This window comes from Streptomyces sp. NPDC036764 (assembly GCF_055609385.1).
The window spans coordinates 2524471-2547064 of sequence record NZ_JBVJPT010000001.1 but is presented as its reverse complement, the minus strand read 5'-3'; the positions used below and the strand labels follow the sequence as shown (position 1 = coordinate 2547064).

Annotated in this window: 17 protein-coding genes and 1 pseudogene; 12 read left to right on the top strand and 6 right to left on the bottom strand. The window is 69.3% G+C overall.

The genetic code is table 11. The features are described from left to right. Nucleotides 1-82 precede the first annotated feature (82 nt). Entirely contained in the window at nucleotides 83-2551 is a 2469-nt protein-coding gene (locus tag ACZ69Q_RS10520) for an alpha/beta fold hydrolase (protein WP_471039479.1), read from the bottom strand. Nucleotides 2552-2596: 45 nt separating this feature from the next. After that, nucleotides 2597-3022 (bottom strand): nuclear transport factor 2 family protein, encoded by a 426-nt coding sequence (locus ACZ69Q_RS10515; RefSeq protein WP_471039476.1) that lies wholly within the window; start codon nucleotides 3020-3022, stop codon nucleotides 2597-2599. A gap of 184 nt (nucleotides 3023-3206) precedes the next feature. Here ACZ69Q_RS10515 and ACZ69Q_RS10510 point away from each other — a divergent pair, with 184 nt between their 5' ends. From ACZ69Q_RS10510 to ACZ69Q_RS10485, 6 genes are all read left to right on the top strand, one after another. Continuing rightward, nucleotides 3207-4700 (top strand): MFS transporter, encoded by a 1494-nt coding sequence (locus ACZ69Q_RS10510; protein WP_471039473.1) that lies wholly within the window; start codon nucleotides 3207-3209, stop codon nucleotides 4698-4700. A 57-nt stretch (nucleotides 4701-4757) separates the two neighbouring features. Further along, nucleotides 4758-6392, top strand: a complete 1635-nt coding sequence (locus ACZ69Q_RS10505; protein WP_471039470.1) for an FAD-dependent monooxygenase — start codon at nucleotides 4758-4760, stop codon at nucleotides 6390-6392. Beyond that, nucleotides 6389-7441: a ketoacyl-ACP synthase III family protein gene (locus ACZ69Q_RS10500; RefSeq protein ID WP_471039468.1), complete on the top strand. Its 1053-nt coding sequence runs from the start codon at nucleotides 6389-6391 to the stop codon at nucleotides 7439-7441. Before ACZ69Q_RS10505 ends, ACZ69Q_RS10500 begins: the two co-directional genes overlap by 4 nt. 124 nt (nucleotides 7442-7565) lie before the next feature. Then, the gene (locus tag ACZ69Q_RS10495) at nucleotides 7566-8648 is read left to right on the top strand and encodes a ScbA/BarX family gamma-butyrolactone biosynthesis protein (RefSeq protein ID WP_471039465.1); all 1083 of its coding nucleotides are present in this window, start codon (nucleotides 7566-7568) and stop codon (nucleotides 8646-8648) included. Then, entirely contained in the window at nucleotides 8645-9382 is a 738-nt protein-coding gene (locus ACZ69Q_RS10490; RefSeq protein WP_471039462.1) for an HAD family hydrolase, read from the top strand. The genes ACZ69Q_RS10495 and ACZ69Q_RS10490 overlap by 4 nt, the downstream gene beginning before the upstream one ends. Then, entirely contained in the window at nucleotides 9382-10491 is a 1110-nt protein-coding gene (locus tag ACZ69Q_RS10485; RefSeq protein WP_471039459.1) for a 3-oxoacyl-ACP synthase III family protein, read from the top strand. Before ACZ69Q_RS10490 ends, ACZ69Q_RS10485 begins: the two co-directional genes overlap by 1 nt. A gap of 148 nt (nucleotides 10492-10639) precedes the next feature. Here the strand turns inward: ACZ69Q_RS10485 and ACZ69Q_RS10480 are convergent, their stop codons facing one another. Next, on the bottom strand, nucleotides 10640-11629 hold the full coding sequence (locus ACZ69Q_RS10480; protein ID WP_471039456.1) for a LysR family transcriptional regulator: 990 nt from the start codon (nucleotides 11627-11629) through the stop codon (nucleotides 10640-10642). 117 nt (nucleotides 11630-11746) lie between these two features. Here ACZ69Q_RS10480 and ACZ69Q_RS10475 point away from each other — a divergent pair, with 117 nt between their 5' ends. The 3 genes from ACZ69Q_RS10475 to ACZ69Q_RS10465 are packed head-to-tail and all read left to right on the top strand — an operon-like array spanning nucleotide 11747 to nucleotide 14534. Then, nucleotides 11747-12742 (top strand): zinc-binding dehydrogenase, encoded by a 996-nt coding sequence (locus tag ACZ69Q_RS10475; protein WP_471039453.1) that lies wholly within the window; start codon nucleotides 11747-11749, stop codon nucleotides 12740-12742. Nucleotides 12743-12745: 3 nt separating this feature from the next. Then, entirely contained in the window at nucleotides 12746-13453 is a 708-nt protein-coding gene (locus ACZ69Q_RS10470) for an NAD(P)-binding oxidoreductase (RefSeq protein ID WP_471039451.1), read from the top strand. 4 nt (nucleotides 13454-13457) lie between these two features. Further along, nucleotides 13458-14534: a DUF7405 family protein gene (locus ACZ69Q_RS10465; RefSeq protein ID WP_471039448.1), complete on the top strand. Its 1077-nt coding sequence runs from the start codon at nucleotides 13458-13460 to the stop codon at nucleotides 14532-14534. A 189-nt stretch (nucleotides 14535-14723) separates the two neighbouring features. On the opposite strand, the pseudogene ACZ69Q_RS10460 reads toward ACZ69Q_RS10465, so the two are convergent. Next, nucleotides 14724-15431, bottom strand: a pseudogene (locus ACZ69Q_RS10460) (substrate-binding domain-containing protein); the annotation flags it as partial. A 127-nt stretch (nucleotides 15432-15558) separates the two neighbouring features. Continuing rightward, the gene (locus tag ACZ69Q_RS10455) at nucleotides 15559-16194 is read right to left on the bottom strand and encodes a TetR/AcrR family transcriptional regulator (protein WP_471039445.1); all 636 of its coding nucleotides are present in this window, start codon (nucleotides 16192-16194) and stop codon (nucleotides 15559-15561) included. 128 nt (nucleotides 16195-16322) lie between these two features. On the opposite strand from ACZ69Q_RS10455, the gene ACZ69Q_RS10450 reads away from it, so the two are divergent. From ACZ69Q_RS10450 to ACZ69Q_RS10440, 3 genes are all read left to right on the top strand, one after another. Continuing rightward, on the top strand, nucleotides 16323-18533 hold the full coding sequence (locus ACZ69Q_RS10450) for an MMPL family transporter (protein WP_471039442.1): 2211 nt from the start codon (nucleotides 16323-16325) through the stop codon (nucleotides 18531-18533). A gap of 183 nt (nucleotides 18534-18716) precedes the next feature. Beyond that, complete coding sequence (locus ACZ69Q_RS10445) at nucleotides 18717-19727, top strand: beta-ketoacyl-ACP synthase 3 (RefSeq protein WP_471039439.1); 1011 nt, start codon at nucleotides 18717-18719, stop codon at nucleotides 19725-19727. Nucleotides 19728-19860: 133 nt separating this feature from the next. Beyond that, nucleotides 19861-20610 carry an SDR family oxidoreductase gene (locus tag ACZ69Q_RS10440; protein ID WP_471039437.1) on the top strand — a complete coding sequence of 250 codons (750 nt, stop codon included), beginning with the start codon at nucleotides 19861-19863 and terminating at the stop codon, nucleotides 20608-20610. A gap of 113 nt (nucleotides 20611-20723) precedes the next feature. Here ACZ69Q_RS10440 and ACZ69Q_RS10435 read toward each other — a convergent pair whose 3' ends face one another. Further along, a complete protein-coding gene (locus tag ACZ69Q_RS10435; protein WP_471039434.1) occupies nucleotides 20724-22532 on the bottom strand; it encodes an AfsR/SARP family transcriptional regulator in 1809 nt (602 codons plus the stop codon). Between the last annotated feature and the right edge of the window lie 62 nt (nucleotides 22533-22594).

Sequence of the window (22594 nt, the reverse complement as noted above, 5' to 3'; positions counted from 1 at the left end):
GTCGCAGAAAGCCGGGACCGAGTTGTCGGCCGGGCCAGGGACTGACTCGGTGCCGGAACACTGGACCGGGGCCCGGGGGGACCTACGCCGCCAGAAACTTCTCCAGCGCCGTCGCCAGTGCGATCGGAGTCTCCACCATCGGGTAGTGGCCGGAGTTGCCCAGCACGATCAGCTCGCCGGCCGGGTAGTGCTTCATCCAGGTCTCGTTCATGGCCTCGGCGGTCACTGCAGGGTCGTTCTCACCGACCAGGACCAGGGCCGGGACCCCGGCGCCCTGGATACGCGCCGAGAAATCGGTGGTACGGAAGGAGTCGAGGTAGCCGCGGAAGGCCACCGCTCCAACCTCCGTCATGGACTGCTCGGCCCAGCTATTCACCCAGGTCGGCGAGAGGCGGTTGCCGGTGGTGAGGTCGATGATGGTGCGCCGGTTGGCGACCTCGTGGGCGGCGTCGGCGAAGAGGGGGAAGTCCGAGTCGGGGATGGGCATGCCGTTGGCGGGGACGGGGCTGAGCCCGATCAGCTTGCGGACCCGCTGGGGGGACTTGAGGTAGATCTGCTGGATCGGCTGGCCGCCGAGAGAGTGCCCGATCAGGGAGAACTCGTCCCATCCCAGGCTGTCGGCGAGCGCAAGCGTGTCCGACGCGATCTCGTCGGTGCTGTACGTGCCCGCCACCTCCCGCGCGTCGCCGAACCCGCGCGCGTCCGGGAAGGCGTACGTGAAGCTCTTGCCGTCCAAGTACGGCTGCCAGGCGCTGAAGGACGACTTGCCGGCGAAGATCGAGTGCAGAACGATGACCTTGTGCGAGCCGTTGCCCACGATCTGGTGCGGTGGGATGTAGGGGTCGGACATGGCTTCCTCCGTAGCGGTATTCGGGGTGGCCGGAGCGAGTTCGTCGGCATCCAGCGGGTCGAGGGCAGTGGTAGGGGGGTCGGTGAGGATCCGGCGCAGCTCCCCGTACAGCGAGTCGAGTTCGGGTCGGTGGCCGTGCAGGGCGATGTGCCCGTCGGGGCGGATCAGATGGAACCCGGCGCGTCGGCAGTGCAGTTGGCGGTGGGTTTCGCGCACCAGGGCGGCGCCGCCGTATCCGAATGCCGTACGGCGGCCGGATACGGCCACCACCCGTATCTGGCGGGACCAGGGCCGGACGAGGTTGCGCACCGCTTCGGCGAAGCGTCCGTCGTCGCCCACAGCATCGGGTGTTACCAGAACGCAATAGCGGACGGGGTCGACGTCGGGGCCCGCCACACCCAAGGCCAGGGCCAGCGCACGCGGTAGCGCGGCGCCTTGTTTGGCCTGTCGGCGCAGCACCGAGCGAGCGTCACACCAGTCCGCGAGCACCCGTCCGCGTGGAGCGGCGGTGGCGGAAGAGGGTGCGTACACCCAGCGCCGGCCCGCGGCCACGGGGGCGTAGAAGCGGTCCAGCGTCCTGGTCCGGTCCAGCAGGCGCATCACCGTGTCACGCATCATCACCTGCGAGGTCCCGGTCCACATCGCTGCGCGGGTCTGGAGGTCGGTGTCGCGCACCACCGCGTCGGCGACGGCGGCGCGTTCGGGCGTGTAGCTGTCCAGCAGTTCGGGGCGGGCCTCGCCGCGGACGACGGCAGCCAGTTTCCAGGCCAGGTTCTGCGCGTCCTGGATACCGGTGTTCAGGCCCTGGCCGCCCATCGGGCTGTGTGCGTGGGCGGCGTCGCCGGCGATGAACACCGGACCGAGCTGGAAGGTGGCGGCGCGTCGGCGGTGCACGCGGAAGGTGGTGACCCAGTCGGGTTCGATGAGCCGCAGGCCGCCGGGGCCACGTTGGTCGACCAGGCGCTGCATGTCCGCCAGGGTGCCGTCGTCCACCCCGGCGGGCGCGTTGGTGAAGAAGCGGTAGAGCCCGTACGGCTGCGGGACGACCGCCAGGACGCCGTTGCGGGACTGGTAGTAGTGCACCTCGTCTGGGTCCAGCGGGTTGTCCGCGACCCGAGCGTCGGTGATCAGGAAGCGGTTCTCGTACGTGGCGCCCTCGTAGGCGATGCCCAACTGGTTGCGCACCACGCTGCCGGCACCGTCCGCTCCGATCACCCAGGGCACAGGGAACCGCTCGACGCTGCCGTCCGGGTGTTCCAGAACGGCCGTTACCCGGTGTCCGGGCGTGATTGCCCCACTGAAGTCGACGTTCTGCAGCCCGAGCAGCCGCACCCCGCGCTCGATGCCGCCGCCCAGGCCCTTGAGCCCGTCGTACAGAATTTCCTCGGTGTGCCGCTGCGGCAGGCAGTACGGTGCCAGGTCCTCGTCCATCCGGATGCGGGTGACCGTGCGGCCCTCCGAGTAGTACGTCATCTGCCGCAGCTTCACGGCGATGTCGGCCACCGGCCCGTCCAACCCCAGGTCCTGCAGAATGTCCAGGGTGCGCGGCCAGACCAGCATGGCCTTGGAATGAACGCTCGGACCTGCGCCGGCGTCGACGAGGCGCACCCGTACCCCGCGTCGCAGGAGTTCACAGGCCGAGGTCAGACCGGTGGGGCCGGCCCCGACGATGAGTACATCGCAGTCGTTCTCGGTGGGCATGGAGTCTCCTGTGAGAAGTCGCGTAGCGCCCTGGGAACTGCGGATTCACTTGTGGATTCGCGCGAGGAAAGCCAACGAGATAGCGTAGCTGTCCTCATGCATGTGGTAGCGGGTGATCAGGCCGTTGCTGACCTGCAGTTCGAGGGCGAATTCGGAGGCGAAACTCGCGCCGGTCGCGTCGACCCGGTACTGGAAATGACCGAGGGCGATGGCAAATTCGCCGTCCACGACGATCCGTTGGATGTCGAATTTCTCCGGGGTCAGGTTTTCGTTGGCCTGCCGGAAGAAGTCGCGTACCTCCGTGTGCGTGCTCCGCCGGCCCATCCACGGAATGAGGTCGGTGTCGCCCGGAGTGAACCAGTCGAGGGGTTCGGAGAGAAGCGCGATGGCCTCTTCGATTTCACCACTACCGAGCCGCTGAAGGAATTCCTCGACAACGGAAACGGTAGCGCTGCGTGTGATGTTCGGCATGCCATGACGGTATTGTGCGGTCTGCCCCGTAGACAGACCCTGCCAGGGGCATGACCTGGATTGCCACCCCTGCCAGGGGTGTGAAGCGCGGCCATATGAGAATGCGGGTACTGGCTCCGCCGAATGGTCTGTCCGGATGCTTGTCGCCGAAACCCCCTGACCGGAGGCGAAAGGTATCCATCCGATGTCAACAACCGAAGATTCCGGCGCGGTCACCTGCACCGCGGCGGAGCCGACTGCCAACGCAGCACTGCCGGAGCCCGGGCCACCGCGTATGACGCAGCGTCAGAAGCTGGCTCTGGTGCTGCTGCTCGGTACCCAGTTCACCCTGGCGGTGGACTTCTCGATCATGAACGTGGCGGTGCCGGTCATCGGCAGCGATCTAGGCTTCGCGACCGACAACCTCCAGTGGATCGCCACTTCCTTCGCGCTGGCAGCGGCTGGTTTCAGCCTGCTGTTCGGCCGGGTCGCAGACATGGTGGGCGCCCGCAGGATCTTCCTCGGCGGTCTGGTCCTGCTCATCGTCGCCTCCTTGTTCGGCGGGTATACCGACTCGCCCGGACCGCTGATCGCCGCGCGGGTGGCCCAGGGGCTGGCCACTGCAATGGTGACTCCGGCCGGTCTCGCCCTGCTGACAACGACGTTCCCCGAGGGGCCACTGCGCGACCGAGCGCTCGGCCTGAACGGGGCCATGCTGTCGGCCGGCTTCACCTGCGGCGCCATCATGGGGGGCCTGTTGACTGACGGTCTGAGCTGGCGGTGGGGCTTCTTCATCAACGTGCCGATCGGTGTCCTGCTGGCCGCGGCGGCGCCGTTCCTGCTCAAGGGCGGCGGCGGCAGGAGCGGTACCAAACTCGACATCCCTGGTGCGATCACCGTCAGCGCGGGCCTCATCGCCTTCGTCTACGGCGTCTCCGAGGCCGGGCGCAAGGGCTGGGGTCACGAGACGACACTGATCGGACTCGCAGTCGGGGTGGTGCTGCTGGCCATCTTCGGATGGGTCGAGCTGCGCGTCGCACAGCCGTTGGCCCCGCTGCGCGTGCTTCGGCTCCGCTCGGTCAGCTGGGGCAACCTCGGCGGTTTCGCCACCTTCATCGGCTTCACCGCGATGATCTTCCTGCTCACCCTGTACCTCCAAGTGGTGCTGGGCTATTCGCCGATGACCACCGGGTTCACCTTCGGTGCACTTGGCGTCGGCGCTTTCCTCGGCGGGGTCACCGCGCCGCGCTGGATCGGTGTCCTCGGCGGCAGCCGTCCACTGCTGGTGGCGGGACTCGTGGCGCAGGGCGTGACGGTCGGGGTGCTGTTCCTGGCCGGCCCAGGCCGCGGCTGGCTCGTGCCGGTGCTGACGCTGGCGTTCCTCAGCAGCTACGCGCACGTGGCGGCCATCGTCGGGTTCCTGGTGACCGCCACTTCGGGACTGCCCAACGAGGAGCAGGGCCTGGCCACCGGTATCACCACGCTCACCCAGCAGGTGGGCATCGCGGTCGGCATCCCGATCATGAGTGCGATCGCGACCGCCCGTACCCGGTCGGAGTCGGTCGGACACTCGCTCCAGGACGCGACGCTCAGCGGCATCACCACGGCGATCCTCGTCAACGGCATCGTCGTGGCCGCGGTCGGCTTGCTGGTCGCGGCGATGCTCGCGCGGCCACGCGCGATGTCGGCCGCCACTTGACGAGCCCGCCTCCTTCTTCTCCCTGATCGGCACCCGCACTTCGGCAATAGGGACGTCATGGACGGATCGACACGCGAAGGCCGGATTGACCCGACAACAGAGGCAGAGGTTCTGATCGTCGGCGCAGGGCCGACCGGCCTGATGCTCGGCTGCGAACTGCGGACCCTGGGCGTGGACTGCCTCGTGGTCGAACGCGGCCAGGAGATCGACCCCCGCACCAGGGCGGTGATGGTCCACGCGGCCTCACTGGAGAGGTTCGAGGCGCTGGCACTGCGGGAGCGGCTGGAGGCGAGGGGCATCGCTCAACTGCGTATCGGCTTCCACACCCTCGGCCGCTCCTGGGCACTGGACTTCACCGATCAGGACACATCCTTCCCGTATTACCTCAACGTGCCACAGCCAGAAGTCGAGGCGGTCCTCGCCGACGCCTACCGCGACCTGGGCGGACGCCTGGCACGAGGGGTGAGCTACGAAGAGCACCGCGAGGAGGGGGACAAGGTGGTCGCCCTCCTGCGCTGCGAAACCTGGGCGGACGACGTCACGGTGGCGGCCCGCTGGATGGTCGGCGCCGACGGCGCCTCGTCGTCGGTGCGCATGGGCCTCGGTATCGCTTTCGACGGCGTCACCTATCCCATGAGCTATCTGCTCGCCGAGGGAGAGCCTGTCACCGAGCCGAGCCGCGCCGAGTCGGCGATGTACATCGGCACCCGCGGCGCGGTGTCACTGCTGCCCATGCCGGACGGCACCGTGCGGGTGGCCGGGCCGGTCGCCAGACAACGCCTGGACCGTGACGCCGCGCTGGCATTCGACGAGTTCCAGGACACCGTCGACACCCTCGGCTTCGGCGACAGACTGCGCCTGGCGAGAGCCGACCGGCTGGCCCACTACCAGGTGCATGAGCGCCTCGCCGAACGGTTCCGGGTCGGCCGGGTACTGCTGGCCGGCGACGCCGCGCACCTCAACTCCCCCGCCGGCGGCCAGGCCATGAACACCGGCTTCGCCGACGCCACCGCCCTGGCCTGGCGACTGGCCCGGCTCACCGGCTCCGGGGACGGCGACCCGACCCTGCTCGACGACTACGCGCGCGAACGTCGAGCCGCCGCCGGGGAAGTGGCCCGCAGCACCGGCGTACTGCCGCTGTTGGACGCGATGCGGGCGGCTTCGGCCGGGGGCGTTGAGGATGCGGGGAGCGCGCGTGCCGACGGAATCGGAACGCGCGCGGCCGCCGAGCGCACGGTCCTGGACGGTCTCGCGGGACTCGCCGACGTCTGGAGCCAGCTCTACCTGACCTACCCGGGGCCTGCCGAGGACGACCCCACCGCGCGGGCCGTCCTCGGCAACCGCGACACGCATCGGCTACGAGCCGGAGCCCGCGTACCTATGCACACACCGGACCTGAAACGCTTCACGCTGTTACTGCCGCCCACCCTAAGTGCGAGCGAAATCCCCGGCGGGGCCACCGCCGGGCTCCCACCCGGGACCGTCATAACCCGTCAGTCCCCACGCCAGGCGGCCTTTCTCAGCAGCCCGGCTTCCGTCCTGGTTCGCCCCGACGGCTACGTCGCCGCCGTACTCCGCCCGGACGGCACCGCTCCCCACCAGGCCCGGGACGTCGGCTACGACGGCATGGGTGAGGGGACGGGCACCGCCCACATCAACGGACGCGACGTCAGCGGAGGAGTCGGCGTATGAACGCCTTCGGCCTGTCCTCAGTTCGCCTCTCCGAGCAGCAGGTCCCGGCTGGTCCGGCGCTCACTCTCGCCGGCACCGGCAGTTACCTGCCCGACACCCGCATCGACGTGGCCGAGGCCGCCGAGCGGTATCCCGACGACCACGACCGGATCCTCGCCACCGGTTATGCGACCGTAACCGTGGAGGAGACCCTCTACCCAGCCGACATGGCCCTGATCGCCGCCGAGCGCGCACTGGCCAGGTCCGGTGTCAAGCCCGGGGACCTGCAACTGCTGATGGTGACCGGCATCCACCGGCACGGCCACAAGCGGCTCTGGTCGCCCGCCTCCTGGCTCCAAGCCAAGCTCGGCTGCCCGAGGGCACTGCCGCTCACCATCAACCAGGGCTGCAACGCCCAGATGCTGGGCCTTGAGGTGGCAGCCCGCTTCCTCGGCGGCGGCGGCCCCGCACTGGTGGTGGCCACAGACCGGTTCGGCGGCTCCAGCTTCGACAGGTTCACCGCCGACTACGGCATTGTCTACGGGGACGGCGCCGCCGCGGCGGTACTCACCACGGACCCCGGCGCGACCGGCTGGCGGATCGTGGCCCGCCACACCGTCTGCGACCCGGGACTCGAGGGTCTCCACCGTGCCGACGACCCCGCCCCCGAGCAGCCCGACCTGCTCGCGGCCGAGCACGATGTGCGCAGTGCCAAGCGGCGCTTTCTCAGCGAGCACGGCATAAACCGGCTGCGCGAGGCCACCCGAGCCGCCGTCGGAGAGATCAGCCGAACGCTGCTGCCCGCCGGTATCGATCCGCAGCTATGCCGCGTCGTCTACCCCAACCTCGGCCTGAAGCTGCTGGAGGACAACTACTTCCCCGAGTTCCCCGGAGGCGCCGACGCCTCGCTGTGGGCCTTCGGGCGCACAGTCGGGCATTTGGGCAGTGGTGACCAGATCGCAGGTCTCGACCACCTCGCCGACGAGGAGTTCGCCCCCGGCGACCGGCTGCTCCTGCTGGGCGCCGGAGCTGGCTTCAGCTGGACCGGGATGCTCGTGGAACGACTCTGAGCGCGCTTCGCGCGACCCCAACCGCCCTGATCAGCGCCGATCAGCGGCACGTGCCCGATCACGCATCGGCCGGTGGCCACCCCGCCGGACCGGACGACCCACCTCACGAAGGCAGGCTCCGATCATGACCACCGCGGCAGTCTCTCCGGACGGGCTTCGTCCTGAGGGCGACACCGAGTTGACCTATTCACGAACCGTCGACCGTGACCTGGTGCACCGGGACTCCCTGGGCGAGGTCTTCCTCACCGATGTGAAAGCCGTCGGTCACGCCGGTGACACCGGCTCCCCCAAGGCGTTCACGGCGGCGGCCCAACTGCCCCGCTCCCATGCCTACTACGGTGACCATCTGCTGCGCCCCACCGCCTACGACCCCCTCCTGTTGCTGGAAGCGTGCCGGCAGGCCACCCTCGCCGGAGCTCACCAGTTCTACCGGGTCCCCGCCGACCACAAGTTCATCCTGACTCACCTGAGGATCACTCTGAGCCGTCCGGAACACGCGGTGGTCGGCGCCGCACCATGTCGGCTGTCCATGCGGGTCGCGGTGTCCGCCCACCGCCACCGGGAAGGCCGGACCACCGGTCTCGACTACGAGCTCGGGCTGTACGCACAGGATCTGGAGGTCGGATCGGCATCCGTGGGGCTGCGCTTCAAAGCACCCGAGGACTACGAACGGCTGCGGCTGAGCAACCGCGACGGGAAGCCACTGCCGTCTTCCGCAACCATGGTGGATCGGGGCCAGGGCGAGCCTGTGGCCCCCTACCGGGTGGGCCGGAACGACCCGGGCAACGTCGTCCTCGCGGACTGCGAGGTGACCGGTGGCCTCGGGCAAGCCACGCTGCGCATACCCGCGGCGCATCCGAGTATGTTCGACCATCCGCAGGACCACCTGCCCGGCATGGTGATCGCCGAGGGCGCGCGCCAGCTCGCGTTGCTGACCGCGCTGGAGACCCTGGGCATGTCCCCGTCCCGCACCGCGCTCGCCAGCCTGTTCGTGGTCTTCAGCCGCTTCGGCGAGCTGGAGAAACCCACCAAGCTGAGGTGCGAGACATCCCAGGCCGTCTCACCCGGCGTGATATGGACCCAGGGCGGCACTCTGGACCCGGACGGCCCCGCCGAGGGCCTGCTGGTACGCGGGTCGTGCCTGCAGGATGGCGAGCCCTTGTGCGAGTTCTCACTGACCCTCGATCCGGCGGGGGCGCGCTCGTGACCGCCGGGCAGGGCAACAGCGGAGGCGCCGCGTTCTTCGACGTGGACGAAACCCTGATCGGCCTGAAGAGCATGTTCGACTTCCTGGAGTTCTACCTGGAACAGCAGGGCGAACCGCCGTCCACCTACCAGCGACTGACTGCTGAGCTGCACCGCATGGCGGCGTCCGGCATCACCCGCCACGAGGTCAACCGGCACTACTACCGCCTCTACACCGGCCACAGCGCCCAACGGCTGGCCCGCTCCGGGTTGGACTGGTTCGACCGACGGCTCGCTGCCGGGGGGATGTTCACCACCGAGCCGACCGCGCGGCTGGCCGGGCACCTGTGCCGCGGCGACTTCGTGATGCTGCTCTCCGGCTCATTCTTCGCCTGCCTGGACCCCATCGCCGATCACCTGGGTGCGCATTGGGCGCTCGGCACCCGCCCACGGATCCGCCGGGGCGACCTGACCGGCGAGGTCCTCACCCCGATCATCGGCCTCGCGAAGAGCAGGGCGGCCCACGCCACCATGGCCCTGGGCGGCCTCGACCCTGCCGTGTGCGCAGCCTACGGCGACCACTCCAGTGATCTGGACCTGCTGCGCAGCGTCGGGCAGCCCGTCGTGGTGGGCGCTGACCCGGTACTCACCGAGTACGCGGCCCGCATGGGCTGGGAGCACATCACCGCCGACCGTCCCGCAGTGACTGCGGTCCATCGAGGGCAGACCAAACCCGTTGTTTCCCGGGAGGCGTGATGGTGTCTCAGCATGGCTCGGACGGCGTCGGCGATCCGATCGGCGTCGTGAGCACCGGCTCCTACCTGCCCGCCGAGGTGGTGGAGAACGACGAGGTGGCGCGGGCCACCGGAGTCACCGAAGAGTGGATCGTCCGCAAGACCGGCATCCAGCGACGACGGCGTGCCGCTCCCGACCAAGCCACCTCCGACCTCGCCGCCGAGGCCGGCAGACGGGCTCTGGCGCAGGCTGGGCTCCGTCCCTTGGATCTGGCGTACATCGTGGTCGCCACCTCCACCCCCGATCATCCGCAGCCCGCGACGGCCGGCATCGTCCAGCACCTGCTCGGCGCCGGCAACGCGGCATGCTTCGACCTCAACTCGGTGTGCAGCGGCTTCGTCTACGGCTTGGCTGTGGCCCATGGGCTGCTGCGCACGGACGCCCCGGCCGGTCACGCCCTGGTGATCGGCGCCGACATCTACTCACGGATTCTCGACCGCTCCGACCGGCGAACCGCCGTGCTGTTCGGTGACGGGGCTGGGGCCGTCGTACTCGGTCCGGTGGCCTCCGGCCACGGCATCCTCCGAACCCGGCTGCTGACCCGGGGCGACCAGCACGGTCTGATCAAGGTTCCAGCGGGTGGCAGCCGGCTCCCCGCGTCGGTGGCCACTGTGCGGGACGGCGCCCACTTCTTCGCGATGGACGGGGGCGGAGTACGCGGCTTCGTACAGGAGCAACTGCCCGTCGCCGTCCACGGCCTGCTCACCGAGGCGGGTGTGGATGCCACCGGCGTCCGGCACTTCGTCCCGCACCAGGCGAACGGTGTGATGCTGACCGACGTGTGGCCCCATCTCGGCCTCGGCTCGGCCGAACTGCACCTTACGGTTGACCAGTACGGCAACACCGGTGCCGCTTCCTTGGCCGTCACCTTGGACGAAGCGCACCGGCAAGGCAAGTTCGCGGTGGGTGACCGCATGGTGCTGGCCGCGTTCGGCGGTGGGATGTCGGTGGGCGCGTTGCTCGCGGACTGGACGCATACCGCCCACGCGCGGTCGCCGGCCGCCGCAATCCCTCACCAGACCCGTGGCCCGCGCCCTGCCCCCGGAGCGGTGATCACACCGCCCCCCTGACGGCACCGCCTCGCGTGTCCCGCGGTGCCGACCGCCCGGCTGTGCGCCTCTTCCCCCGTCGCGTGCAGCCGGGCGGCTTCATGTCCGGGGTGTGTCCCTAGGGCCGTTCAGCGCGCCGCGTGTGGCTCGGATTCCGGCCACGGGGCCGTCAGTCTGTGCCGGCGTCCGTTCGCGTATCCATATCCCTCTCTGCGTTCGCACCACTGTCGGCGCCCACATCCGTGTTCGGCAGCCAGCCGCAGACCTTTCCGTGGAGGAGCGCGAGGGTAGCGAAGCGGGCTGTCACCGGGCTTGTCCGGGCCTGTGGAGGCAGGATCAGCCGGGTGACGAGACGAGGCACTTCGGCGGGCAGCGGGAGCCAGCTCAGCCAGTCCGCGAGGCCGTCGTCCGCACCTTCGCCGATCAGGGCCACCGTACGTGCGTCCCGCAGGACTCGCTGAGTGGGGTCGAAGGACACCGGGCGCTCGACCAGGGCAGTGGGCACCCCGGCGTGGTGGAACATCCCCGTGAGCTGGTCGTAGTGGCCTGGGTTGGCCTCGCGCGGGTGCACCGCGAGCGGGAACTGCGCGACGGCCGCGAGCGGCACCGGCCCCGGCGCGTAGGATGCCAGCGGGTGCGCGGCGGCCATCAGCACGCCGTACCGCTCGATGCGCAGTGGGACCATCCGCACCTCCGGGTCTGGCTGGGGAGCGCGAGCGATCCCCGCGTCGGCACGGCCCTCGCGTACGGCGGGGGCGATCGTCGGAGTAGCGAGAAGGTCCGCGGCGATCCGCAGGCCCGAGTGGCCAGCCCGCACCGCCTCGACGAGGCTCGGCACCGTGCCGTATCCGGTGCTCGCGCTGTACGCGAGCCGTACTTGGCCAAGTTCACCACGCCCGGCCCGCCGCGCCGCCTCCCACACCTCGTCCAGTGCGGCCAGCGCGGCGGGGCCCCGCTCCTGGACGGCCCGGCCCGCCTCGGTCAGCCGCACGCTGCGGGTGGTGCGTTCGAGTAGGCGCACGCCGAGCTGTGATTCCAACTGCCGTATCTGTGCGCTCAGCGCGGGCTGAGCGATGTGCAGCCGGGTCGCAGCCCGAGTGAAGTTCGCTTCTTCCGCGACCGTCAGGAAGGACCGCAGGAGCTTCGCCTCGGGTGTCATTCCTCCCACGATAGGCAGGGAATTCCGCAGGCGGGCAGCTATTGATAAGCAGAGCGCCGACCACCCATAACGAACCGGTCTTTCCCCCGCGCCAGGCTGCGCTCATAGCGTCGGAATATGACCGCTTTCCCACCGCACACCGTGATGCGTGCCTATGTCGGCACCCCAAAGGGCCCCGATCTGAGGGACGTTCCGCTCCCGGAGCCCGGGCCTGGCGAAGTACTGGTACGCATCGAGGCGTTCTCCGTCAACCGCGGCGAACTGGGCCTCTTCGACCGCCGCGAGGAGGGCTGGCGTCCTGGCCAGGACCTGGCCGGCACCGTCGTACAACCGGCCGCGGACGGCGGCGGCCCGGCCGCCGGGACCCGTATCGCCGCGATGAACGACTACGGCGGCTGGGCCGAGTACGCCGCCGTGCCCCTCGACCGGCTCGCCGTCGTACCGGACTCGGTTCCCTCCCGGCAGGCGGCTACGTTGGGAGTGGCCGGGCTGACCGCTCTGCGGGCACTGCGCCGCGGCGGACCGCTGTTGGGCCGGAGAGTGCTGATCACCGGGGCCAGCGGCGGCGTCGGCTCGTTTGCCGTCCAACTGGCCTCGGCCGGCGGCGCAGAGGTGACGGCGCTCACCGGTGCCCACCGCACCCTGGATCTCGCCGCTCTCGGGGCGACCACTGTGGTGAGCGATGTCGACGCCCTGCGTGGCGAGTTCGACATCGTCCTGGAGTCCGTCGGCGGACAGGTGCTGAACCGCACCCTCAAGATGGTCTCCGCGCTGGGCAACTTCGTACTGCTCGGCACCTCCTCGCGGGAACCGGCCACATTGACGATCTCCTCGTTCGTGCCGCATGTGCGGCAGACCCTGCATCCCTTCTGGGTGTTCGGCTCCGGTGAACCGGTGTCGCAGGACCTGGCCATCCTGCTGCGGCTGATCGAGACCGCCCGGCTCACGCCGGTGGTGGGCTGGAGCAGCTCCTGGGAGCGGCTGCCCGAGACGCTGGACGCGATGCGGGAACGGCGCGTGGCGGGCAAGGCAGTCCTCGTGGTCGGCGGCACCGATGAAAGCTCTGGCACGGGCTCGGGGTACGGTCCCGACCCTGACGACGGGGGTGCATGAGCGATGGCACACCTGGTGGTCGCCGCTTCCGGCTACTCCGGTTCCCTGGGACTGCTGGTGACGGCGCACGCCCGGGAACGGGGCCATAAGGTCACCGAACTTCCCGGCCTCCAGGACCAGGCGGCGGTACGGGCCGCGCTGGCCCGGACCGACGCGGTCGTCCTCATCCCACGGCGCGGAAACGCCTGGCAGCATGCGAACGGCGCGGTGCACTCGCTTACCGACGCCGCCGACGCGCTGGATACGGCCCCGCACCTGGTACTGCTCAGCTCCTTCGCCGTCGGCCACGGGCCGATGCATCCGCTGAACCGGACCGATCCCTCGCTCCTGCCGGGCCGGACGGCCGCCGAGCACGCGACGCGGAACGGGCGCCTGCCCTACACCATCGTGCGGCCGGTCTGGTTCAGCGAGGACCCGGCGGGTTCACACGCCCTGATGCTGACCCAGGATCCGCGCACGGACGGCATGATCTCGCGGGCCGACCTCGCGGCCGCCCTGATCGCCGCCGTCGAACAGCCGGCCGCGCGCGGGACCACGTTCGGGCTCTACAACGAGCCGGGGCAACCACTCACCGACTGGGCCTCAGTCTTCGCCAAGCTGCGGCCCGACGACGTCCGCGACACCGACAACCGCACCGAGCGGCAAAGGCTGGGCTCGATCTCCGTACCGCATCCGCGCACCCGGCTCCCTGGTCCCCTCCCGGAGGTATGACGGCATGACCACGACCGAGGAACTGCCCGAGGCTCAGCACGCCTGGGAGGGCACCTTTCACAGCGACCCGGAGGGCCGGCCGCTGGCGCCGCGCTTCCACCGGCTGCTCATGCTGGATGTGACGGGCCGGCCGAACAGGTCCGACGCCGATTTTCTGGAGCGGGCGCTACGGACCCTGGAGGACCGCCATCCGTACGGCCCTGACGGGCTGCTGACCTGCCTGGGCTGGGGCCCTGGCTGGTTCGATCGGCACACCGTGCTGGGCCGGTCGCCGGTCCCGCCCCCGCTGCCGATGGCCCGCTGGGAGAATCCGGTCCTGGAGGACATCGACGCCTGCCTGCACTTGGCGAGCGACGACGAGGACCTGCTCGCCGAGGTCGCCGAGGAGCTGTTCGGCGACGGACCGCTCGGCCAGCGGGAGCGGTTGCGGGTGCGTGAGACCCGGTCGGGCTTCGTCGGACGGGGACTGCCGGCCGAGCGGCTGCCCGGCGCCGGAATCCCCGAGCGGGCACCACTGATGCTGGGCTTCCACTCGGGGCTGCGCGGCAACCAGGCCACCGAGGAGGCGATCACCATCACGAACGGTCCGCTGGCCGGGGGGACGACCATGCATGTCAGCCGTCTGACGCTCGACGTGGACAGCTGGTACGAACAGGACGCGGACCGCCGCAGCGCGCAGATGTTCTCACCGAGAATCGACGCCCACGCCGCCGCGCACCTGGTCGATGACGCGCGCAGCGACGCCGACGACCTCCCCGCGCTGACCGCCGCCCATGGCGTCGTAGGGCACGCCCAGGCCACAGGCCGCGCACGCCTGAACGGCCTACCCCGAATCAACCGCCGCGACTTCGCCACTCTGGACGGCGGGTCGCCCGGCACGCACTTCGTGTCCCTCCAACGCTCCATGGAGGACTTCAACGTTACCCGAGCCGTGATGAACGCCGCCGACGCGCGCGCCCACCACCCCTCGGTGGGCGCGCGCCGCCAGAACGGCATCAACGCGTTCATCGAAGTCCGCTCCCGCGCCACCTTCGGGCTGCCACCCAGGCGCTACCGGGCGTATCCGCATCTCGCGGATTGAGTGACGTACTCGACGGCGAGGCGCGGTCCTCTCACAACGTGAGGTGTCCGGATCAGTGGCCGCGATGAAGCGGGCTCTGGTCCACTTCGAGGACCGCAACTGGCGAGACTGGCGTCGCCACCGCAACAACCAGAACCCATACCGCCAGCGTGCTTACCGTTGCCGCTTCAGGGGAGGTGGCGCGGTGCTGTGGACGGTGGTCAGGGACGGGCCGAAGTAGACGGCTTCGGGAAGGTCGTCGAAGCCGACCACGCTGATGTCACCGGGGACGGCCTTGCCTCGTTCCTGGAAGGCGTGCAGGAGACCGAGTGCCATCTGGCCGTTGGCGGCGAACACCGCGGTGCAGTCCGGTTCGTCTGCGAGCTTGATGCCGGCCCGGTAGCCCGATGCGGCCGTCCAGTCGCCGTGCAGGGGCGGTGCACCGGCCGTCCGGCTTCCTCGAGCACGGTCTGCCATGTCCAGGCTCGGCGCTGACTTGCGTACGACTCCTCCGGACCGGTCAGGTGCCAGACGGTGTCATGTCCGAGTTCGAGCAGGTGATTGACGGCCTGTCGGGTGCCGTCGGCCTGGTCGGTGTCGATCACGCGGTAGCGGTCTCCGGCATCGGAGTCCACCACGACCACGCGCACGCCGGGCGGCACCTTCACGGTGCCTGCGTCGAGCAGGTGGACCTCGATGAAGACGATGACTGCGTCGACCGCCAGCTCCCATCCGGGTGAAGGTGCCCAGCACACTGTCCTGGGTCGGGATGTCGACGGGGATCACCGTGATCGCGTATCCCTCGGCCTGGGCCGCGATCGCTTCCACGGTGTTGACGTGGCCGGTGGCGGAGAGGCTGTGGAGGATCACGCCGATGGTCTTGAACTGCCCGTACCTGAGGGCGCGCGCGGCACTGTCACACCAAACGCGAGCTTGGGCGGCGCGTGCTTGCACCCGCTACCGCCACTCCTGCTCGGCCAGTGGGCCCGGACAGGAAGACTGGGCCGGACAAGACCAGGCATAGCAACGGCCGCGCCCAGGGGGGTCACGCGGCCCGGCCACCGCTCGGTGCCGGCGCGTTGAGTACCGCCAGGGCGATCGACACGAGCAACTCGCGTTCGGAATCGGCGAGTCGGGGCGGAGGCTTCGTCGGGCCCGGTTTCTGGGTCGCGTCCGCTGAGACACCGGGACGCGGCATCTTCACGTGGATCGACATGACGCCGACGCGGATGGCGCCGAGCGCGCAGCGACAGCGCAGCATCAACTCCGGGTCGTCCGTACCGGCGATGAGCCGCTCCAGCCGAGCCAGTCGCCGACCGAGGTCGTGGCGGTCGACCAGGATGCGCAGCGCGGCGGGCTCGGTCGCGATGGCCTGCAGTGTGCGGCCGCTGTTCTCCAGAACCGCGATGATGCCGCGGACCAGCCTCTCCTGGTCGAACTGTGCTTCCTCGGCCTGGTCGGCAAACTGGTCCAGGGCGTCCACGACCGGGCTCACGAGAGCCGACAGCAGCTCCTCCTTGGCCGGGAAGTGGTAGTAGAGGGCCGCGCTGGTCATGCCCAGGTGCCGTGCGAGGTCGCGCATCGAGGTTCCGGCGTAGCCGTACTCCGCGAAGAGCACGCTTGCGGCGTCCAGGATCCGCTGGCGGGTAACTCCGGCCGTGCTTCCGGCGGTCCGGGCCATCGTTCTTGCAACTCCCGTTCTGGGGCTCGGGAGGTGTCGCACATGTCTCGTGCCGTCACCTGAGCTCCGCGTCCGTATGCTACCTTCGCAAGTATTAATCGATCGACCGATTAATACTTAGGAGCGGCATGACCCCGCTGGCTCGCTGGTGCTTCCAGCATCGCCTATTGGTTCTATTACTGTGGCTGTTGGCGTTAGGCGGCATCTCTGTGGCCAGCCAGGCCGCAGGCCCCGCTTACGCGAACGTGTTCTCCGTCCCCGGCACCGAATCCGAGAAGGCACAGGACCTCCTGAAGTCCGCGTTCCCGCAAAGCGCGGGCGACATGGATACCGTCGTATGGCACGTGGACGACGGCACCGTCCAGGACGCCGCGGTACGCAAGCGCCTGTCCACGACGCTCGACGAGATCGACCGGCTTGACACGGTCGGGACGGTGACCAGTCCTTACGCCGCCGCCGGCGCCACCCAGATCAGCCGCGACGGCCGTACCGCATACGCCGGGATCACCTACCACAAGACGGCTGAGGAGCTGTCGGTGGATGAGGCCGAGCGCGTCATCGACGCCGCGGCCGCGGCCCGTACCGATGGGATCAAGGTCGAAGTCTCGGGACCCGTCGCGGAGAAGACCGAGGAGGGGCAGGCCGGCAACATTGCCGAGTTCGTGGGCCTGGCGGCCGCAGCGGTCGTGCTCTATCTCGCGTTCGGATCGCTGCTCGCAATGCTGCTGCCACTGATCAGCGCGCTATTCAGCGTCGGCACCGGCATGATGACGATCAAGCTTCTGTCGCACGGTGCCGATGTCCCGGAACTGGCCGCCACCCTCTCGACACTGATCGGCCTCGGCGTGGGCATCGACTACGCCCTGTTCATCATCACCCGCCACCGGCAGGGACTGAAGGCGGGCATCGATCCGGAAGAGGCTGCCGTCCGGGCACTCAACACCTCCGGCCGCGCAGTGCTCTTCGCCGGCGCCACGGTCTGCATCGCACTGCTCGGCCTGCTCGCGCTGCGGCTGGAGTTCCTCACCGGCGTCGCGATCGCCACCACCACGGTGGTGGTGCTCACGATGGCCGCGTCGGTGACGTTCATGCCTGCCCTGCTCGGCCTGTGTGGCCTGCGGGTGCTCAGCCGCCGGGAGCGGAGGCGACTGGCCGCCGAAGGCTCGAACGAGGAGGAACCACGCGGACTGGCGGTGCGGTGGGCGGCATTTGTCCAGCGTCGGCCGGGCGGTGTTCTGACTGCCGCCGTGGTCGTACTCGCCGTGCTGACCATCCCGTTCTTCTCGCTCCGTCTCGGCATCTCCGACCAGGGCAACCGTCCCGAGTCGAACACCACGCGACAGGCGTACGACATGCTGGAGGACGGCTTCGGGCCGGGCTTCAACGGACCTCTGCAATTGGTCGCCGATATCGACGGCCAACGCGACAAGGATGCTCTGCGGCAGCTCGCCGACACCCTACGCAGCGACGCGGACGTGGCCTCTGTGGTGGCCCTGCCCGCACAGCCAGGCGCGACAACGGCCGTGGTACAGGTGATCCCGAAGACCGCCCCTCAGGACGAGACGACCTCCGATCTCATCGCACGGCTGCGAGACACCACGATTCCGGCTGCCGAGCGGGGCACCACGATGAACGTCTACGTCGGGGGACAGACCGCGACGTTCGACGACTTCGCCACCGTCATGCTCGGCAAGCTGCCGTGGTTCGTGCTCATCGTGGTGGCGCTCGGGTTCCTGCTGCTACTCGTGGCCTTCCGCAGTCTGGTGATCCCGCTGACGGCCGGGGTCATGAACCTGCTCGCCGCGGCGGCCTCATTCGGCGTGCTGGTGGCGCTGTTCCAATGGGGCTGGCTCTCGGACCCCCTTGGGGTCGGCGGCGCTGGGCCGGTCGAGGCGTTCTTGCCGGCGGTCATGCTGGCGGTGCTGTTCGGACTGTCGATGGACTACCAAGTGTTCCTGGTCAGCCGGATGCACGAGGAGTGGGTGCACTCCCACGACAACCGCAAGGCGGTGACGGTGGGCCTGACGAACACCAGCCGGGTCATCAACGCCGCGGCGGTCATCATGATCTGTGTGTTCTCGGCGTTCGTCTTCCGCGAGGAGCGGATCATCTCCGAGTTCGGCGTGGGTCTGGCAGCGGCAGTCGCACTGGACGCGTTCGTGATCCGCACCATGCTGGTGCCTGCCGTCATGCGGGTGCTGGGCACTGCCAACTGGTGGCTGCCCGGCTGGCTCGACAAGAGGCTGCCGCACCTGGCGGTCGAACCGGCGGATGCACCCCCGTCTCCCGCACCCTCGCCCCCTGCGCCACCAAAGACTCAGGACGCTCGGGCGAACTGACGACGTGCAGGCCCTTGGCCCCCAACAGCAGTACCCCATAGTCCTCCAGCGGCACTACCCGCTGGAGGATCGGTCGTGCACCGCTCGTTCCTCTGCTGGTGACGGCCGTCCGTACGCGCCATCGGCCCGCGATGAAGCGCTGCGAGTATCACCCCGCAGGTGGATCCGTACGAAGGAGCCCAGATGTCTCAGTTGTCGTTGTCGCCGTCGGCTCCCGTCGGCGGCAGCCGAATCCGCGGCGTCGGAGCGTACCGGCCGGCGCGCGTTGTCACCAACGAGGAGATCGCCCCTCGGATCGGGGTGGACCCCGAGTGGATCGCGCGCCGGTCGGGCATCCGCACCCGGAGGTTCGCTGGGCCGGAGGAGCCGCTGGCGATGATGGCCGCCACGGCCGCGGAAAAGGCCCTGGCTTCGGCGGGACTGTCGGCCGGCGAGGTGGACTGTGTCCTGGTCGCGACGATCAGCCATCTCCTGCAGATGCCCGCGCTGGCGGTCGATGTGGCTCAACGCTTGGGCGCCCAGGGCACCGCCGCGTTCGACCTGTCGGCGGCCTGTGCCGGGTTCTGCCATGGTGTCGCCATCGCGGACAGCATGGTCCGCTCGGGCACCGCCCGCAATGTACTGCTGGTCGGTGCGGACCGGATGACGGATGTGGTGGACCCCGATGATCCGGCGACCGCATTCCTCTTCGCGGACGGGGCGGGCGCTGTTGTCATCGGTCCGTCCAGGACGCCGGGCATCGGCCCGGTGGCCTGGGGCGCGGACGGTGGGCGGATGGACGCCATCACCATGACCGGCCAGTGGACGCCGAGTCTGCGCGAGAATCCTGAACTCCCCTGGCCCTACTTGAGCATGACGGGCTGGAAGGTCTTCCGGTGGGCCACTGAGACCATGGGCCAGGCGGCCCGCGAGGCTGTCGAAGGGGCCGGGCTCACACCGGACCAGTTGTCGGCCTTCATCCCGCATCAGGCGAACGGGCTCATCACCGACGCGCTGGTCAAGGACATAGGCCTGCCTGCCGACGCAGCCGTCGCCCGGGACATCACCGACAGCGGGAACACCTCCGGCGCCTCGATCCCGATGGCAATGGAGCGCCTGCTCGCCTCGGGCGAGGCACGGTCCGGGGACGCCGCCCTGCTCATCGGTTTCGGATCCGGATTGGTGCACGCCGGCCAGGTCGTATTGCTCCCCTAGGTGCCGCATCCGGACCGTCTCCGGCCGTGGGCCCGGTGGCAGCCCGCTGGTGTCCTGCCCAGCCCTGAACAGCGCAGTCCGAACGTATCCGACGCAACCATCCTGCCCCACCCGCGAACTCGGAGTGCCCCTCATGAATCTGAACCTCACCGGCAAGCACGCGCTCGTCACCGGCGGAAGCCGAGGCATCGGTAGAGCCATCGTGCTCGCCCTCGCCCGCTCGGGAGCCGACGTCCTGGCCTGCCACCAGAACCCCAGTGCACAGGCCGACCAGTTGGGCACCGATCTGAAGAAGATCGACGGCAACCACCATCTGCTGCAGGCCGACGTCAACGACCCGGCCGACCTCGACCGGCTGGCGGATGAGGCGAAGAGCAGGTACGGATCGCTGGACGTCGTCGTGCACAACGCCGGCGTGATCAGCCATATCCCGCTGCCGGAACTGGAGATGGCGGAGTGGCACCGCGTGCTGGACACCAGCCTGACCGCGGCCTTCATGGTGGTGCAGAAAACCCTTCCGCTGTACGGGGAACGGTCCTCCGTCATACTGATCGGCTCGCGGGCAGCGGCCCGGGGCATTGCCCTACGCAGCCACTACACGGCTGCGAAGGCAGGCCTGGAGGGGTTCGCCCGCTCGGCGGCGAAGGAGCTGGGCGGGCGGGGGGTGCGGATCAACGTGATCGCACCCGGAGTGATCGACAGTGATGACACCAACGCGATCCCAGCCGAACAACGCGCCCAACTGGTTGCCCGCTACGGCGAGAAGACGGCGCTCGGCCGCCTCGGCGAGACGGAGGAGATCGCCGACGCCGCGCTCTTCCTCGCGAGTGACCTTTCTTCTTACGTGACCGGCCAGACGATCAACGTGGACGGGGGGATCTGATACCCGCGGCCGTGTCGCACCGGCGGATGTTCCGCCTGGGACGCGGCCGGCTCCCACCCATCCGCAACCCGTGGTGGTGGTCCATGTTCCGGCAGGAGGTCGACAGACTGTCGTCAGTTCCCGGCCAGCCGTTGCAGCGCATAGACCCTCACCAGTTCGTGGACGGAGTAACCCAGCGGACCGTCCTTGGTCCCCGTCGCCTGCAGCAGGTGCCGCTCGGCGAGCCGGGCGAGCACACCTTCGGCACTCACCAGGTCACAGCCGAGCTGTTGGGCGGCCTCCTCGGCGGTGAACGAACCCCCGGCGCGCATCGCGAACAACTGCATGGCCAGCCGGTCCCGCTCGTCCAACTGCCGGAAGCCGGCATCGTAGGAGGCGCGCAGGTCGAGGCCAGGGAGACTGGATTCGTCGAAACGGCGGCGAGGGTCGGCGAGCCGTTCGGCGAACTGGCGAAGCGGCCACCCCGGCAGTCGGCCGAGCCGGGTGCCGACCGCCCGCAGCGAGAGCGGAAGCCCCCCGCAGAATTCGACGATACGGTCGACGGCGGGAGAATCCTCCCCCGCCCGCTGTGGTCCGATGATCGAGGTCAGGAGCTCGCGGGCCTCGTCGTCGGGCAGCGGGTCAAGGAGTACCAGTTCGGAGCCGGCGAGCCCGTGCGCGAGGCTGGTGACGATGACCGCGCAGTCACCGCTGCCCGGCAGCAACGGCTTGACCTGGGCGGTAGCCGCGGCACCGTCGAGGAGAAAGAGCAGCGACCGGGAGGCACAGCGGCTGCGGAACAGCTCGCCGGCCTCGTCGATGTCATCGGGGAGAGCGGAACGGTGCTCGCCGAGCGCGGCGAGGAAACGATGCAGCACAGTGCGCGGATGAACCGGATCGGCGCTGTCGCCGCGCAGGTCCACGTAGAGCTGACCGTCCGGGAACCGGTCGCGCACCCTGTGGGCGAGTCGGGTAGCCAGTGCCGACTTACCCACGCCCGGCATGCCGGTGATCCACAGGATGGGCAGCGGAGCATGCTGCTCACGGCATTCCGCGAGGCGGCTCTCCAGCCGACTGAGTACCTTCGTCCGCCCGGTGAAGTCCGCTATGTCGGGAGGGAGCTGTGCCGGATGAGGCGCAGACCAGGCCTGCTGCGCCGCGCCCGACGGCAGTCCGACCGCGGCCGCGACCTGTGCCCCAGCAAGCTCAACCAACTCCCCCTCGTCGCCGGCCACGGAGTGCCCGGAAGCCGCACCGATGCCGTCCGGCGTGGTCCGCACCGGACGCAGTGTCAGTTCAGGCGTGGGCTCACATTCGAGATACAATTCTCGTTCGGCCACCAGCACGGCCGTGTGCAGTCGGGCCAGCATGGGCGAGGGCTCCAGGCCGAGCTCGTCGATCATGCCTCGCCTGAAGGTCTGATATGTCTCCAGGGCTTCGTGCCGCCGTCCGGAGCGGTACAGCGCGATCATCAGTTTGCTGTGCATACCCTCGTCGAGGGGATGGGTGGAGCACAGCGTCTTCAGTTCACTGATCAGCTCGCGGTGCCGACCAAGCTGGAGTTCGGCCTCGAGCCGCAGCTCCACCGCGCACATCCGGCGTTCCTGGAAGCGGGTGATCTGGACACCGAGCTGCTCGCCCGGCGCGACGTTTGCCAACGGTGCACCGCGCCAGAAAGACAGGGCGTCCGCGAGGAGGTGGGCGGCGGTCTCGGCGTCTCCGCCGTCAAGCGTCTTCCGGCCCTGGTCGATCAGTTCCTCGAAGCGGTGCACGTCGAGCACGCCGGGCGGCATGTCCAGCCGATAGCCGTTGGGCTTGGTGTGCAGTGAGATGTCGGTGCCCTCGAGAACGTCGAAGACGTTCTTCCGGATCTTGTATATGTACGACTGGAGAGTGGCGAGCGCGCTGGCCGGCGGCCGACTTCCCCATAACTCGTCCGTCATCTCATGTATACCTACAACGCGGTTCCCGGACACCAGCAGCAGCGCTACCAACTGACGTAACT

Excerpts from the sequence above, each read along its gene's own strand:
- ACZ69Q_RS10485 (WP_471039459.1), top strand. The coding sequence starts at position 9,382 with ATGGTGTCTCAGCATGGCTCGGACGGCGTCGGCGATCCGATCGGCGTC.
- ACZ69Q_RS10520 (WP_471039479.1), bottom strand. The coding sequence starts at position 2,551 with ATGCCCACCGAGAACGACTGCGATGTACTCATCGTCGGGGCCGGCCCC.
- ACZ69Q_RS10440 (WP_471039437.1), top strand. The coding sequence starts at position 19,861 with ATGAATCTGAACCTCACCGGCAAGCACGCGCTCGTCACCGGCGGAAGC.
- ACZ69Q_RS10455 (WP_471039445.1), bottom strand. The coding sequence starts at position 16,194 with ATGGCCCGGACCGCCGGAAGCACGGCCGGAGTTACCCGCCAGCGGATC.
- ACZ69Q_RS10495 (WP_471039465.1), top strand. The coding sequence starts at position 7,566 with ATGACCACCGCGGCAGTCTCTCCGGACGGGCTTCGTCCTGAGGGCGAC.
- ACZ69Q_RS10480 (WP_471039456.1), bottom strand. The coding sequence starts at position 11,629 with ATGACACCCGAGGCGAAGCTCCTGCGGTCCTTCCTGACGGTCGCGGAA.
- ACZ69Q_RS10475 (WP_471039453.1), top strand. The coding sequence starts at position 11,747 with ATGACCGCTTTCCCACCGCACACCGTGATGCGTGCCTATGTCGGCACC.
- ACZ69Q_RS10505 (WP_471039470.1), top strand. The coding sequence starts at position 4,758 with ATGGACGGATCGACACGCGAAGGCCGGATTGACCCGACAACAGAGGCA.
- ACZ69Q_RS10445 (WP_471039439.1), top strand. The coding sequence starts at position 18,717 with ATGTCTCAGTTGTCGTTGTCGCCGTCGGCTCCCGTCGGCGGCAGCCGA.
- ACZ69Q_RS10510 (WP_471039473.1), top strand. The coding sequence starts at position 3,207 with ATGTCAACAACCGAAGATTCCGGCGCGGTCACCTGCACCGCGGCGGAG.
- ACZ69Q_RS10500 (WP_471039468.1), top strand. The coding sequence starts at position 6,389 with ATGAACGCCTTCGGCCTGTCCTCAGTTCGCCTCTCCGAGCAGCAGGTC.
- ACZ69Q_RS10465 (WP_471039448.1), top strand. The coding sequence starts at position 13,458 with ATGACCACGACCGAGGAACTGCCCGAGGCTCAGCACGCCTGGGAGGGC.
- ACZ69Q_RS10470 (WP_471039451.1), top strand. The coding sequence starts at position 12,746 with ATGGCACACCTGGTGGTCGCCGCTTCCGGCTACTCCGGTTCCCTGGGA.
- ACZ69Q_RS10435 (WP_471039434.1), bottom strand. The coding sequence starts at position 22,532 with ATGACGGACGAGTTATGGGGAAGTCGGCCGCCGGCCAGCGCGCTCGCC.
- ACZ69Q_RS10450 (WP_471039442.1), top strand. The coding sequence starts at position 16,323 with ATGACCCCGCTGGCTCGCTGGTGCTTCCAGCATCGCCTATTGGTTCTA.
- ACZ69Q_RS10515 (WP_471039476.1), bottom strand. The coding sequence starts at position 3,022 with ATGCCGAACATCACACGCAGCGCTACCGTTTCCGTTGTCGAGGAATTC.